Source organism: Streptomyces sp. NPDC026575 (assembly GCF_055567415.1).
Genome location: NZ_JBVHQM010000041.1, coordinates 38,851 through 52,360, shown reverse-complemented (window position 1 = coordinate 52,360; position 13,510 = coordinate 38,851). Strand labels below are relative to the sequence as shown.

The window sequence follows — 13,510 nt, the reverse complement described above, 5'->3', positions numbered from 1 at the left end:
CCGATAGCTCCGCTATCGAGACGCTCCGGCGCCTTGCGATGCACCGCACCAGACGCCGCGAGCTTCCCGACCCTGACCCATCGGACAGGCCCTAGTACTCAGTACCTCCCTCCATGGCCCCTGCCGTGGCCATGGCTCCGGCCGTGGCGCCGACGCCGGCGCCGACGGCGGTCATGGTCGTGTTCGCTGGCGTCCCTGCGCCGGCCCGTCGTCGAGCGGTCGCGACGGCTGTGGCCCAGCGCGGGAGCCAGGTTCTCCAGGACTCCCATGCTCTTTCCTTCCTTGTGGACCCCTCAGAACCACCATCAACCACGTATACGAAACAAACCGCGAAATGGATTCCACCCGCTGCCGGAGCCCGTGCATGGTCGTCGGCGCCGGCCGCATCGGCGCCGAAGTCGCCGCCCACGGCGGGCTGTTCACCGATGCCCCGGCGCGGCCCCGCCCGGGGCTGCGGGACGTTCCGCGCCTGCGCCCGCCCCCGCCCCCGCTCCTACGGCTCGTATCGGCCGTCAGCGCACCCGCTCCCCGGTCTCCTCCTCCTCTTCGGGGAGTTTCACATCGCTCACCGCGATGTTGACCTCGACGACTTCGAGCCCGGTCATCCGCTCCACCGCGGCTATCACGTCCTCGCGCACCGCTCTGGCCACGTCCGGGATGACCTCGCCGTACTCGGCGACGATGTCCAGGTCGACCGCCGCCTGCCGCTCGCCGACCTCGACCTTGACGCCGTGCGTCGCGGTCGTGCCGCCCCCGGGTACGCGCCTGCGCAGCTCCCCCACGGATCGGGCGAAACCGCTGCCCAGGGCGTGCACTCCCGCCACGTCCCCGGCAGCCAGATATGCGATCTTCGCGACCACGCCGTCGGCGATGGTCGTCCGCCCGAGGCTCCCCGCGTTCCGCTTCCCTTGCTCGGAAGGTCCGGTCATCGCGCATCACCCTCTGCTCCATAACGGGGACAATTCGGCCCTCTCTTCACGCTAGGGCGCGGGGCAGGAAGCCGCCTCTCTTCGTTTGCCGACCCGGCAATCGCCTTTGGGGTGCAGTACGGCGCGCTCCAGCGGTGCCGACGGGTCGATGGACACCTCCAGCGGGGCGGGTTCGGCACCCGCGCGGACCAGCAGATCCCCGACCGCGGCGATCATCGCGCCGTTGTCCGTGCACAGCTTCAGCGACGGCACACGCAGTGCGATCCCGGCCGCCCGGCAGCGCTCCTCGGCCAGGGCCCGCACCCTGGAGTTCGCGGCCACCCCGCCGACCACGACCAGGGTGCCCACCCCGTGCTCGCGGCAGGCCGCGACGGCCTTGCGGGTGAGCGAGTCGGCCACCGCCTCCTGAAGCGAGGCGGCCCCGTCGGCCAGCGGCAGCTCCTCGCCCTGGCTGCGGTGCCGCTCCGCCCAGCGGGCGGCGGCCGACTTCAGCCCCGAGAAGGAGAACGCATAGCGGGCGTCCCGCGGCCCGGTCAGCGGGCGGGGGAACGCGACGGCGCACGGATCGCCGTCCCGTGCCGCCCAGTCGATGGCGGGGCCGCCGGGATAGGGCAGGCCGAAGACCCGCGCGACCTTGTCGAAGCACTCCCCTGCCGCGTCGTCCACGGTGTCGCCCAGGTGCACGATCGGATCGCGTACCAGGTCCCGTACCAGCAGCAGCGAGGTGTGCCCGCCGGAGACGATCAGCACCATGCAGGGGTCGGGCAGCGGTCCGTGCTCCAAGGTGTCGGCGGCGACGTGCCCGGCGAGGTGATGGACGCCGTACAGCGGCACATCCAGCGCATACGCCAGGGACTTCGCCCCGGCCAGGCCCACCTGGAGCGCACCCGACAGACCGGGGCCGGTGGTGACGGCGACCGCACCGATGTCCGCCATGCGCAGCCCCGCCTCGTCGAGCGCCCGGCGGACCACCGGCGTGAGGGAGTGGACATGGGCGCGGGCGGCGATCTCGGGAACCACCCCGCCGAAGCGGGCGTGCTCGTCCATGCTCGACGCCACCGCGTGCCCCAGCAGCCGCCCCGCCCGCACCAGCCCCGCGCCGGTCTCGTCGCACGACGACTCGATGCCGAGCACTACCGGAGAGCCCACACCGCCACCCCTTTCGCCCATTGGATGCAATTGCAAGTGATGTGCAATAAGGATACGGGGCGAGGCAGGGAGGCATATGAGGGGTGCGGCGCCGCCCGCCCAGATGCCGGCTCGACACCTGGAGGTCCCGCACCGTGCCGCGCGCCACGCCTTCTCCGGCTCCCCGCCCACCGCGTCCGGCGCACCGGGGAGTTCGGCGCAAGTGACCGGATCACCACTCCAACGGCCAGGAAATGTACGGGGGTTGGACGGATCGACACGGCGACGGGTGCGCGGGCACCACCAGCAGGCGGGGTCATCCGGGACGGGGCCGTCGTCGACGTGGATGATGCCGTAGGTGCCGCGCCGCAGGTACGTCTCGATCGATCGCCTCGGGCGGGGCACCCGCCCCGGCATCCAGCGCCGCCTCATCCGCCGGAGCCGGCTTCGTACCTGGTCACCTCACAGGCCACGAGACCGACACCGGCCATGCCCGCGCCCGATTCGGACGATCCCGTATCTCTCTACGCCCTGTTCGTCAAGCGTGTCGGCTCCGAGGAACACCCCTCGGTGACCGGCTGAACCAATCAGACGCTCCCCCTATGGTTCTGTCTCAACAGGGCGCCGAGATAGGGGGATCATGCAACACCGTTCCAGCAAGCTGTGTGCCATATGCGGTCAGCCGGTGAGCAACAAGAAGGTCGTCGCCATCCAGGGCGGGCACCCCGCACACCGCAACTGTGCCAATAAGTCACCCGCTGTCCCTCCCCCGCCATACTCCGGGGTAGAGATGAAACTCGTCGGCAACAAGTGGATCCCGATGAACTAGGAGCCCAATCGGCTCCTCTACCGCATGCGGTAGAGGAGCCGCCTTTGGCGTTTTGGGGAGCCGGCAGCATCCCCACGCTGGTGGTCCCCGATCCTTCACGCCGTGCAGGCTCAGTCCTGCACGGTGCGAAGGGGAACGCTACCGGGCGCGGTGATCGACCCACGCCTGAGCGGCGTCGGCCATCGCTTGCAGCCAGGCCGCATCCGGGTTGCGCTCGGCGAAGGCTCGGTTCATCCGCGCGTTGGCTACGGCGAACGCGTCGATTGCCCGCGTGTCCGCACCGGTCCACCCCTTGCAGCTACCCGCCCAGTACTCGGCGGACTCTGGCGTGTGCCCGGCCGCGACGAGCTGGACGACGAGGCACGCCGGGTCGATGAACGCGGCGCCGCGGGTCGGCCATGACCAGTCGACCGCCCACGCGCGTTCTTCGCCGATGATCACGTTGTCCGGGTTGATGTCGGTGAAGAGCAGCGTGTCACCTTCGAACAGGGCCGCTTTCCCGTCCCCGGCGAAGCGGTCCCATCGGCTTTCCCGCCAGTCGCTGGCCTCATCCGGAAGGGACAGTGCCGCAATCCGGTTGAGGACATCGACGACCACAGGGAGGTCCCGCGAGTCCGGCCCGAAGTCGGACGACCGCCCCTGGACAACTTCGAAGCCCAGAGCAATCCAGTCGTCGTTCTTGGCGTGCCACCGGAGCGCCGGCGAAACGTCACGCACCGACGGGTTCACCAGCCGCTCCCGGATGATGGAAGCGCGCCGGCCCCCGGAGCGGTTGGCACAGGCTTTGACGAACACGGGCCCATGCTCGCCTTCAACCAGCGCCGTCACGTCCGAGCCGTTGCCGCGCGAGGTGGGCTCGATCGCGTGCTGTTCCCCGGTGTGTGGACGCACCAGCGCCCACAGTGCCTCGTTGTCGATGGGGCTCAACTCCTCGGGCTACACGAACTGCTGGGGTACCCCGGAGAGCACTCACCGTCGCCCACGGGCCCGCAGCTGCCGCTGCTGTCATCGTCGTCGTCTTCCCCGCCCCGACCGACCGCGCGCCGAATGGACTTCGTGGCTTCGCTCATGGCGGTGCCGCTGAGGATAGAGGCCATGGGGGCGTCCTGGACGTTGCCGACACCCATCTGCGTGGAGAAGACGCACGGCGCCACTTCGCCCGTGGGGGTGATCACGGCTCGGCCGGTGCCGCACCGGCCGCAGAGGCTGGCGGCGTCCGGGACCTTGCCGTCGGCGGCACGCCCGAAGGGGCGGACGTGGTCGACGGAGACCTGGGTTACGCCCATCCCCTCCAGGTGCTCGCGCGCCTCGTCGACCCGCTGCCCGTTGCCGCCGTCGACGATGCCGACCCGCAGCGGAATGCCCAGTCCCACGGCACGCTCGATGTTGTCGCGCGTGCGGGCGTGGGAGGGCCGGCCGGTCACGTCGTTGTGCTGCTCGGCCTGGTCCGAGTAGTACGAGGTGGCCAGGCTCAGCCCGTCGCGTTGGAAGACCTCCCAGCACTCCTTGGAGACGTGAACCAGGTTGCTGTAGACCTCGACGTGGAGACCGACGTTCAACGCGTGGTCCACCAGCTCCGCGAAGTGCGGGTGCATGGTCGGCTCGCCGCCGATGAACTGGATCCTCTCGACCCCGCACGCAGCGGCCTGGTCCAGGGCACTGAGCCAGTCCTCACGGGTCATGGTGCCGTGGGTGCCATCAGGCCCCGACTCGTTGTAGCAGTGGCTGCACGCCAGCTGACACTTCCGCGTCAGGTCCAACCACAGCAGCTTCGTGCCGCCGGTCGGCTTGGCGATCGGTAATGCTGGCTCACTGGAGATCGTTGACACTGTCGTGACTCCTTCTCGTGTGATCGAGCACGTGCTTCCTTACCCGTCTCAGTGATGCGTCACCGCTGAGCGGGAGCCTGTACGGACCGCTGGCTGCCGGTGGTCACCCCCCAGACGTTGAACCACTTCTTCAGCCAGGTGTGGTGGATGTTGTAGGCGTCGGCGATCTGGTGCATGGACTGCTGACGCTCGACGTAAAGCTTGATGATCGCGTCCTTGGCGGCGAGCGCCGCTGCCTTCGCCTGGGCTACCTCTTCGGCTGTGCGTCGATGCACGTCAGCGCCTCAGCTCTCGCCATTGCGCGGCAAACGGTCGGCAAGGGTGTCCGCGAGGCCCTGCGCGAGTTCCCTGTTCTCGGGGGACTGGCTCTCGTCGCGTGCTGCGTTCAGCGCCGAGCCCAACCCGGCAATGTGATCGAACAGTGCGTCATCGTCCCGCGCGGCCATGGTGGCTCCGTTCTCCCAGTTGTCTGTTTGGCTGAAATGCGGGACGCCTGAGCTACGGACAGGTCACTCAGGCGGCCCCTTCCACACGCACCGCGAGCGATGGCCGCCGTGGACGTGGGGGTCCCCGGCCCTAGATCACACTCACGGGGGTCGTCGTGTGACCGAGCCGGGCGTCGTGCGCGGGGCACCCGTGCTGCCCGGGTGCCCCGCTTCGTGCTCCCCACTTCGTCCGCCCTTGAGAAGGGGACTGGGGCCGGAGGAATAGTTGGGCCCTCCGCGAGGAGCACGCCCGGCCGTGATCAGGCCGGGAGCTTCATCACCGCGACCGCTTCCACCAAAGCAACGCGGAGACGGAGGCGTAGTGCATCCCCTTGTGCCGGTATCGCATTTCGCACCGCACCCACTTCGGGTGGGGCTTGGGGACCTCGACCTTGTAGAAGGTGAAGACCTGCATTTCTGCCCGGCTGAGCCTCAGCGATCTCCGTGCCGCGCACTGCCGCTGACGCAGACGAGGGAACAGATATTCAGGCATCGTCATGCGTCGGTTCCTCAAAGGCCGTTAATTGTCGGCTCGCTGGGTCCTGCGCAGGCGTGTGGCGGACGTTGAACTGGGCGTAGGGGCGGACGAGCGGCATGTCAGTGAGCGGCTCCGGGTCGGGGGCTCGCTGCTGCGCCCGGATGGCTCGGCGCAGCCGTGCGGCTGCGATGTTCACGCCGACACCACCAGACCGTGAGCCTCGCGCTCTTCCTTGGTGGCCAGGCGCAGCGTCCCGGGCATGGCCTGCCACTCCTGACCGCCGCGCGGGGGCCGGAGGTAGACCCGGCCGAGCCGCTCTTCCATCACCTCCCCGATCGCCTCCTTCTCCACGTCCCATACGTACACGCCCACTCGGTACGTCACGTCACGTCATCTCCCCTGCCGGGCTTCAACTTCCCTGGTGCACCCCTAGACTTGCCGCGTCACCGGCCGCTCACAAGGAGTGGCAATTTCAATTCGGCACGATTGATAAACCCGGGGGACGCATGGGACGCCCATCCAAGGACCTGGACCCCACAGCAGGTGTCGCAGAGTTGCTGGGATCCAAGGTGCGCGAGCTGCGCAAGGCCAAGGGCTGGTCGCAAGAGACTCTGGGCGGGAAGGTCTTCACCTCGACGACGCGCATCGCCCAGGTGGAGTTGGCCACCGATCCGCCGAACGCCGAGCTGTGCCAGCGTCTGGACGACGCGCTGGGGGCAAACGGCGCTCTGATGGAGCTGTTGCCGCTTCTTGGGCGGTCCACGTTCGCGAGCTGGGCTGAGGTGTTCTTGGCTCGGCAGGCCAAGGCCGCAAAGATCCACGAGTACTCGCAGGTGGTTCCAGGTCTGCTTCAGACGCCGGGATATGCCCGCGCCATGCTGGCTTCCGGCCAGCGCATCTTCCACTCACGCGACTTGGATGAGGTCGTCCAGGAGAGGTTGGATCGGCAGGAGATACTGCGCCGGGAGAAGCCTCCGTGGATGTGGGCGATTCTGGACGAGTCCGCGCTGCACCACGTCATCGGCAGTAGGCAAGTGATGCGGGAGCAGCTTGAGTTCCTGTTGGAGGCTGGCACCCACCCGCACATCCACATCCAGGTGCTCCCGTACGAGGGGACTGTGCCTGCCGCGCTGGGCGGCTCTCTGACCGTCCTAGGGATGCCAAGTGGCGAACAACTCGCTTATCTGGAAGGCATGCGCGGCGGTAGCCTGCACGAGGGAGAGGACGCGATCCCCTATACGGTGCTCTACGATCGCCTGCACGGCAACGCGATCAGCCACGACGCGTCGGCAGACCTGATCCGTAGGGTTCTGAAGGAGAAGTTCCAATGAGCGACCAGCCAAACTGGCACAAGAGCAGCTACAGCTCGGCTAACCCCGACAACTGCATCGAGGTCGCCGACAACGACCCGGCGGCGGTGCTCGTGCGGGACACCAAGCACAACGGTCGCGGCCCGGTTCTCACCGTCAACCCTGCGGCATGGTCGGCCTTCGCGGACTTCGCCAAGGAGTCAGCCGTCTGATAGGCGCGGACGCACGAGAGACGCCCCCTAAGCCAGTCGGCTAGGGGGCGCGCTTGTGTTCCAGGTGTGCGACCGTTACCGGCGCCGGGCGAGCCGTACGACGGCCCAGGTTCCGACCATGATGATGTCGACGGCGACCCAGAAGGCGACGATCAGGCCGACGCCGATGGCGGTTCCTGCGGTGCCGGCGTCGATGCAGGTCTGGAGATCCTGGCCTGTCAGGCCCTGGCAGACACTGTCGTCGCTGCCGCTACTGGCGGCGCCCGTGATAACCCATATGAGGAACAGGGCCTGCACGGCCAGGAACGTCCACATGAAGACGCCGCGGGGCTTCTTGCGTGCCGGCGGCTTGGGCTCCGGCTCGGCGACGCGCAAAGTGGGCCGTGCTGTGTCGTAAAAGGGCGGGTCTGCCGAAGAGGACCGGGATGCACACCTTGCGGCACACCTACGCCAGTGTGCTCATCGCGCACCAAGCCGGCCCCAAGACTGTGGCCGCTCGCCTCGGTGACACCGTCGAGGTGGCCATGGCACGTACACACATCTGTTTCCGGACGAAGATCAGGGCACCCGTGAAGCCGTCGAAGACTTCCTGACGAGTGCCCCGGATGTGCCCTGAGCCTCGGCGGGTGACCTGAAAGCCCAGGTCACCGCACTCCCCGAGCCTGATTCGGACGATCCCCCGTTTCGCCCGAATCAGGCAGTCTGACCGGAATCCGCCCAAGAACGGACATCCGGAGCTGCGCTGAGTATATTGGCTCTCAGCCAGTCAACGCAGGAGTTACAGGATGTCCCCCCGCAGCGCATCGGTCAATGAAGAATTGCGGCGGCGATCCCGCGAGCGGCTGCTGCAGGCGGCGGTCGAGCTGGTCGGGGAGCGCGGGTACGAGGCGACCACGCTCGCGGACATCGCCCAGCGGGCCGGGTCGGCGCGCGGGCTGGCCTCGTACTACTTCCCCGGGAAGCGCCAGCTGCTGCAGTCCGCCGTGCACCGGCTGATGCACCTGACCCTCCAGGCCGCGCTGGAGCGCGAGCCGCGGCCGAGCGGGCCGGACGCGGGGCGGGAGCTGCTGGCGCGGGCCATCGACGCGATCCTGGGGCTGGCGCATGACCGCCCGCTGCTGATGCGTACGCATATGGCGGGGATACTGACGGCCGAGGGGTTCATCCAGTGCCCCGAGCAGCAGCGGCTGGCCCAGTTGCTGCGCGAGACGGTCGTGGCGTACGGATCGCCGGATCCCGACGCCGACTATCCGCTGCTGCGGGCGCTGCTGATGGGTTCGGTGGTCCCCATGCTGCTGCCGGGGGCGCCGATGCCGCGGGCCCGGTTGCGGGCCGAGTTGTTCCAGCGCTACGGGCTGGACTGGGAGTCGGGCTGCCCGCCGGACGACTGAGCCGCCCGGCGGGACGCGGACGCCGTACCCGGGTGCGTCAGCGGTAGTCGGGCTGGGTCTGGACGTTGAGTTCCTTCATGCGGACCGTCTTGGCGCTGTCCGTCAGCCGGTCGTCGATCGCGAGGACGTCGAAGCCCTTGGCGATGTCGTTGGAGTAGATGTGGCCGTTGTAGTAGTACGCCGACCACGCGCCGCCGGAGACGAGCGAGTCGGTGGAGATCGGGCCGCGTTCGAAGTAGCCGATCTCCTTGGGGTGGGCGGAGTCGGTGAAGTCCCAGATGGAGACGCCGCCCTGGTACCACGCCTGGACCATGATGTCGCGGCCCTTCGCGGGGATCAGCGAACCGTTGTGGGCCACGCAGTTCTCGGTGTCGGCCTGGGGGCGCGGGATCTTGTAGTAGCTCCGGAAGACCAGCTTGCGGTGGGTGCCCTTGCCGGTGATGTCGTAGACGCCGTCGGCACCGCGGTCCGGACCGACCCGGTCGTTGCAGGTGGCCGCGCCGCCGCCACCCAGCTCGTCGGTGAACACCACCTTGTTTCCGCGCTCGTTGAAGGTGGCCGAGTGCCAGAAGGCGAAGTTGACGTTGTCCTGGACCCGGTCGATGACCTTGGGCGCGGCCGGGTTCGCGATGTCGATGAGCACCCCGTCGCCCATGCAGGCGCCCGCGGCCAGCTTCAGCTTCGGGAAGGCGGTGATGTCATGGCAGCCGGTGGTCTGCGACACGCCGGGGTTGGTCGGTCCGCCGGGGTTGCCGCCGTCCGGGAAGAGGACCGGGAAGTCGATGACGGCGGCCTTTTCGGGGGCGGAGCGCGGCACCTTGATGACGGAGATCCCGTCGTGCGGCGGCTGGCAGTCGGGGAAGGTCGCGCTGGGCGCGTACGACGAGACGTAGAGGTAGACGTTCCGGCGCTCGGGGACCAGCGTGTGGGTGTGCGAACCGCAGGAGGTCTCGACGGCGGCGACGTACCTGGGGTGCGCCTTGTCGCTGATGTCGAAGATCTTCATGCCCTCCCAGGAGGACTTCTCCGTCGCGGGCTGCGGCGTGCTGCTGCAGGAGTCGTCGGTGCGCGACGAGTCCGTCGACAGGAAGAGCAGGTCCCCGGAGACCGAGACGTCGTTCTGCGAGCCGGGGCAGAGCACCTGGCTCACGGTCCTCGGGGCCTCGGGGCGGGAGATGTCGTAGACGACGAAGCCGTCGTAGTTGCCGGCGAAGGCGTACTTCCCCTGGAAGGCGAGGTCGGAATTGGTGCCCTGGAGCGCCTGCTTGGGGACGTTGGCCAGATGGCGGACGTTGTCGCTGTGCACGACCTCGTCCTTGCCCGGTATCTCGCCGTTCTTGATCGCGGCCCGGGTGTCCGCCGCCTGGTCGGGGCCGACCTCCTTGGCCGCGGCGGGGTGGTCCCCCGGATCGGGGGTCGCGGCCGCGGGTTGGGCCATGAAGAGGGCGGCTACGAGCCCGAGGGCCGCGGCCGCCGCGCCGAGGGATCTGCGCCGCACGCGGGGTCTGTGCAACGACGTCACAAGGTCCTCCCTTGGAGTCCGTTCCGATGTGAACGGTTCTTGGCCCCGGTAGTATCGCGCTGCTCATGTACATATCAATAGAAGGCAATGAACATGTAACGCCTCAGTAGGGCTGGTGGCCCTTCCGGCAAGGGCGGGGCGGCCAAGGCCCTTTGGATGGTCCGACGGACAGGAGTGTGTGCGTTGACACGTCCCAGGAGAGAGCGCCCCAGGAGAGTGCCCGGCCTCGCCGCGGCCGGCGCGGCGCTGGCCGTCTCCCTTGTGCTGAGCGGCTGTTCGTCCGACGGCGGCGGCGCCAAGGCCGGCCGGAGCCACGGCCCGCAGGTGGTGGCGCCGGGCAAACCGGGGGAGCCGGCGAAGCTGCTCACCGCCGACGAGGCCGGAAGGGCGCGCGGCGACGACGCCCCCAACTCCGCCGACTTCGGCTATGTCCAGATGATGATCCCGCACCACGAGCAGGCGATGGTGATGACGGGGCTGGCGAGGCGGTATGCGGCCGATGCGCGGGTGGGGCGGCTGGCGGCGCGGATCGCCGCCGCCCAGGGGCCGGAGATCGGCGCGATGAAGGGCTGGCTGAGCGGCCATGGCGGGCCGCGCGCGGAGGGCCACCACTCTCACGGGGACATGCCCGGAATGGCCGGCGCCGCTCAGCTCGCACGGCTGCGCTCGGCGCGCGGGGCGGAGTTCGACGCGCTCTTCCTGACGTTGATGATCGCCCATCACCGGGGCGCGGTCACCATGGCCACCGAGGCGCTCTCCGCGGGCCGGAACACGCTCGTCGAGGAGATGGCCGACGATGTCATCGCGCAGCAGAGTGCCGAGATCGGGCGCATGGAGCGGATCCGGGCGGCGCTGCGGTAGGCGCGGCGGGGACGGCCGGGCGGGCGGCGCCACGACGGGCGCGGTGCGGGCCGCGCGGCTGTCGGGACGCGGCGCGGCGGGATGGCGGTGCGGGTGGGCGCGAGGGTCAGCGCTTGTTGTGACGCGGTGTCAGCAGGCCCTCGTCGCGGGCTCCGGCGATCAGCCGCAGCGATCTTCGGCGGTTGCGTCCGGTGGCCAGCATGACGGCCAGCACCGGATCGCGCCCCTCCCGTTGCGCCTGACGGTAGGCGTCCGCGGCCAGCCTGCGGCGCTCGGCGGCCCGCGACCGGGCGAGCAGGGCGGAGCGGGCGCGCTCCTCCGGCCCCTCCCCCGGTCCCGGCGCCTCGGCCGCCGGCTGCGCTGGGTCCTCCGCGGCCGCCCCCTGCGCCGCCTCGGCGCCCGCCGGCTCCGGGGCCGGCCCGGGCACCGGCTCCGGCATCGGGTCCGCCGATTCCTCCTGCGGCGCCGTGCCGTTCGGCGGCTCCGGTGCCGGGCCGCCGGGCACCGCCCCGTGTGCCACGCCCGTCACCGTCGCGCGCGCCGGACCGGCCGTCGGCTCGTCCGCGGACCCGGCCATCGTCCCGCCCGCCCGCTCCGGCGAGGTGGCCGCCGGACCGGGCTGCCGGGGCGCGGGCCGGGTCTTGCGCGGCCGCCCGGTGGCCGTGCGGAAGGCGTCGTCCAGGGGGCCCTCGATCCAGCGGGCCAGCTCGGCGAGGCCGTCCGGGGTCAGCGGCGGGTCGGCCCGTACGTCCTCGACGGTGATGTGGTCGTCGGAGACCGTCACAAGGACATCGATCAACGCGCCGTCGGCGAAGGTCAGCCGGGCGCTGCACCAGGGGCCCAGGGGATCGAGCCGGGGCGGCGGACACCCGCGGCCGTCGCTTCCGGTCGCCTCGTCCGGGGCGGCGGGCCCGGAAACGGGCGCGGCGGTGCCGTGCCCCCGCAATTCCCACGTGGGCCACTCCTGTGGCGCGCCCTGGGCTTCATATCGGTGATTAACGGTATAAAAGTCACTTTCCGACACATTTGAAAACCTAGCCTCCAGGCCACCCGGGCCAGTGGCGCGGCACGCTCATCCCAACGGGAGCAACCCCGATAGCGCATCTCCCGCCGCGCGCCCGCCGGTGCGATCCTGGGGGTATCCCGCGGAAGGGGCCACTCGTGCTTCGTGTCGCAGTGATCGGTTCCGGACCCAGCGGTGTCTACACCGCCCAGTCCCTGATCGAGCAGCAGACCGTACCGGACATCGAGGTGTACGTCCTGGACCGGCTGCCCTGCCCGTACGGTCTGGTGCGCTACGGCGTCGCACCGGACCACGAGAAGATCAAATCGCTGCAGAACAATCTGCGTACGGTGCTGGAGCACCCCAAGGTGCGCTTCCTGGGCAATGTGGAGGTCGGGACACCGGGACTGGGCGTCCAGGAGTTGCGGGAGATCTTCGACGCGGTGGTCTTCTGCGTGGGCGCCGCCACCGACCGACACCTGGGCATCCCCGGTGAGGACCTGCCCGGCAGCCATCCGGCCACCGAGTTCGTCGCCTGGTACAGCGCGCATCCGGACGCGGCCGCGACCCGGTTCGCCCTCGCGGCGCGCTCCGCCATCGTGATCGGCGTGGGGAACGTGGCGGTGGACGTGGCGCGGATGCTGGCGCGCCGGGCCCCCGAACTCGCGGCCACCGACATGCCGCAGGAGCCGCTCGGCGCGCTCGCCGACAGCCGCGTCGAGGACGTCTGGATGATCGGCAGACGAGGGCCCTCGCAGGCCAAGTTCACCACCAAGGAACTGCGGGAGCTGGGCGCGCTTCCGGGGACGCAGGTGGTCGTGCGGCCCGACGAACTGGCGCTGGATCCGGCGTACCGGGATCCCGCCGAGCTGCCCGCGGTGGGCCGGCGGAACGTCGAGGTGCTGCGCGGGTGGGCCGAGCACCCGGCGGACGCGGCCGCTGCGGCACCGCACGGGCGGCGGATCCATCTGCGGTTCTTCCTTCGCCCCGTGGAGGTGCTCGGGGACGCCGACGGGGTGCGCGCGGTGCGGTTCGAGCGGACCGCGCCCGACGGGCACGGCGGCGTCACGGGCACCGGTGAATTCGAGGAGATCGAGGGCCAGTTGGTGCTGCGCTCGGTCGGCTATCGGGGAACACCGCAGCCGGGCCTGCCCTTCGACGAGGCGACCGGCACGGTGCCGCACAAGGAGGGGCGGGTGCTGCGCAACGGAACACCGCTGCCGGGCCTCTACGTGGCGGGCTGGATCAAGCGGGGCCCCACGGGGGTGATCGGCACCAACCGGCCGTGTGCGAAGGAGACCGCGCTGTCGCTCCTGGCGGACGCCGCGACGCTGACGGAGCGCGCGACGGCCGAGGATCCGATGGCCGCGCTGACCCGGGCGGGCCAGCGGCCGGTCCCGTGGCCGGGCTGGCTGGCCATCGAGGCCGCCGAGGCGGAGTGGGGACGCGGGCTGGGACGCGGCACCGTCAAACTCCCGGACTGGCAGGGCCTGCTGGCGGCGGCCCACTCGGCGGACGTGACCGGCTGACCTT

Annotated in this window: 15 protein-coding genes and 1 pseudogene; 5 read left to right on the top strand and 11 right to left on the bottom strand. The window is 70.0% G+C overall.

Annotation, left to right across the window (positions count from 1 at the left end; all coding sequences use genetic code 11):
• Positions 1 to 512: 512 nt before the first annotated feature.
• The 8 genes from ACZ4NB_RS36100 to ACZ4NB_RS36065 all read right to left on the bottom strand — a co-directional run bounded on the left by ACZ4NB_RS36100 (position 513) and on the right by ACZ4NB_RS36065 (position 6,062).
• Positions 513 to 929: an Asp23/Gls24 family envelope stress response protein gene (locus tag ACZ4NB_RS36100; RefSeq protein ID WP_467667274.1), complete on the bottom strand. Its 417-nt coding sequence runs from the start codon at positions 927 to 929 to the stop codon at positions 513 to 515.
• Positions 930 to 980: 51 nt separating this feature from the next.
• A complete protein-coding gene (tsaD, locus tag ACZ4NB_RS36095) occupies positions 981 to 2,078 on the bottom strand; it encodes a tRNA (adenosine(37)-N6)-threonylcarbamoyltransferase complex transferase subunit TsaD (RefSeq protein ID WP_467667273.1) in 1,098 nt (365 codons plus the stop codon).
• Between the two features lie 946 nt (positions 2,079 to 3,024).
• A complete protein-coding gene (locus ACZ4NB_RS36090; protein ID WP_467667272.1) occupies positions 3,025 to 3,813 on the bottom strand; it encodes a hypothetical protein in 789 nt (262 codons plus the stop codon).
• The gene (locus ACZ4NB_RS36085; RefSeq protein ID WP_467667271.1) at positions 3,810 to 4,715 is read right to left on the bottom strand and encodes a radical SAM/SPASM domain-containing protein; all 906 of its coding nucleotides are present in this window, start codon (positions 4,713 to 4,715) and stop codon (positions 3,810 to 3,812) included. The genes ACZ4NB_RS36090 and ACZ4NB_RS36085 overlap by 4 nt, the downstream gene beginning before the upstream one ends.
• A gap of 59 nt (positions 4,716 to 4,774) precedes the next feature.
• Positions 4,775 to 4,990: a hypothetical protein gene (locus tag ACZ4NB_RS36080; protein ID WP_467667270.1), complete on the bottom strand. Its 216-nt coding sequence runs from the start codon at positions 4,988 to 4,990 to the stop codon at positions 4,775 to 4,777.
• 9 nt (positions 4,991 to 4,999) lie between these two features.
• Positions 5,000 to 5,161 carry a hypothetical protein gene (locus ACZ4NB_RS36075; protein WP_467667269.1) on the bottom strand — a complete coding sequence of 54 codons (162 nt, stop codon included), beginning with the start codon at positions 5,159 to 5,161 and terminating at the stop codon, positions 5,000 to 5,002.
• Between the two features lie 316 nt (positions 5,162 to 5,477).
• Positions 5,478 to 5,699 carry a hypothetical protein gene (locus ACZ4NB_RS36070; RefSeq protein ID WP_467667268.1) on the bottom strand — a complete coding sequence of 74 codons (222 nt, stop codon included), beginning with the start codon at positions 5,697 to 5,699 and terminating at the stop codon, positions 5,478 to 5,480.
• A 171-nt stretch (positions 5,700 to 5,870) separates the two neighbouring features.
• On the bottom strand, positions 5,871 to 6,062 hold the full coding sequence (locus ACZ4NB_RS36065; RefSeq protein ID WP_467667267.1) for a hypothetical protein: 192 nt from the start codon (positions 6,060 to 6,062) through the stop codon (positions 5,871 to 5,873).
• A gap of 170 nt (positions 6,063 to 6,232) precedes the next feature.
• On the opposite strand from ACZ4NB_RS36065, the gene ACZ4NB_RS36060 reads away from it, so the two are divergent.
• Together ACZ4NB_RS36060 and ACZ4NB_RS36055 are read left to right on the top strand one after the other, a co-directional pair.
• A complete protein-coding gene (locus ACZ4NB_RS36060; protein ID WP_467667266.1) occupies positions 6,233 to 7,009 on the top strand; it encodes a helix-turn-helix domain-containing protein in 777 nt (258 codons plus the stop codon).
• On the top strand, positions 7,006 to 7,200 hold the full coding sequence (locus ACZ4NB_RS36055) for a DUF397 domain-containing protein (RefSeq protein ID WP_467667265.1): 195 nt from the start codon (positions 7,006 to 7,008) through the stop codon (positions 7,198 to 7,200). Before ACZ4NB_RS36060 ends, ACZ4NB_RS36055 begins: the two co-directional genes overlap by 4 nt.
• 75 nt (positions 7,201 to 7,275) lie before the next feature.
• Here the strand turns inward: ACZ4NB_RS36055 and ACZ4NB_RS36050 are convergent, their stop codons facing one another.
• Positions 7,276 to 7,575, bottom strand: coding sequence for a hypothetical protein (locus ACZ4NB_RS36050; protein WP_467667264.1), 300 nt, complete (start codon positions 7,573 to 7,575; stop codon positions 7,276 to 7,278).
• A 410-nt stretch (positions 7,576 to 7,985) separates the two neighbouring features.
• On the opposite strand from ACZ4NB_RS36050, the pseudogene ACZ4NB_RS36045 reads away from it, so the two are divergent.
• Positions 7,986 to 8,607 (top strand): annotated as a pseudogene (locus tag ACZ4NB_RS36045) (TetR/AcrR family transcriptional regulator); the annotation flags it as partial.
• A 21-nt stretch (positions 8,608 to 8,628) separates the two neighbouring features.
• Here ACZ4NB_RS36045 and ACZ4NB_RS36040 read toward each other — a convergent pair.
• Positions 8,629 to 10,113 (bottom strand): LVIVD repeat-containing protein, encoded by a 1,485-nt coding sequence (locus ACZ4NB_RS36040; RefSeq protein ID WP_467667263.1) that lies wholly within the window; start codon positions 10,111 to 10,113, stop codon positions 8,629 to 8,631.
• A gap of 156 nt (positions 10,114 to 10,269) precedes the next feature.
• Here ACZ4NB_RS36040 and ACZ4NB_RS36035 point away from each other — a divergent pair, with 156 nt between their 5' ends.
• Positions 10,270 to 10,974: a DUF305 domain-containing protein gene (locus tag ACZ4NB_RS36035; RefSeq protein ID WP_467667262.1), complete on the top strand. Its 705-nt coding sequence runs from the start codon at positions 10,270 to 10,272 to the stop codon at positions 10,972 to 10,974.
• Between the two features lie 106 nt (positions 10,975 to 11,080).
• Here the strand turns inward: ACZ4NB_RS36035 and ACZ4NB_RS36030 are convergent, their stop codons facing one another.
• Positions 11,081 to 11,998, bottom strand: coding sequence for a DUF6214 family protein (locus ACZ4NB_RS36030; RefSeq protein WP_467667261.1), 918 nt, complete (start codon positions 11,996 to 11,998; stop codon positions 11,081 to 11,083).
• Between the two features lie 137 nt (positions 11,999 to 12,135).
• Here ACZ4NB_RS36030 and ACZ4NB_RS36025 point away from each other — a divergent pair, with 137 nt between their 5' ends.
• The gene (locus tag ACZ4NB_RS36025; RefSeq protein ID WP_467667260.1) at positions 12,136 to 13,506 is read left to right on the top strand and encodes an FAD-dependent oxidoreductase; all 1,371 of its coding nucleotides are present in this window, start codon (positions 12,136 to 12,138) and stop codon (positions 13,504 to 13,506) included.
• Positions 13,507 to 13,510 lie beyond the last annotated feature (4 nt).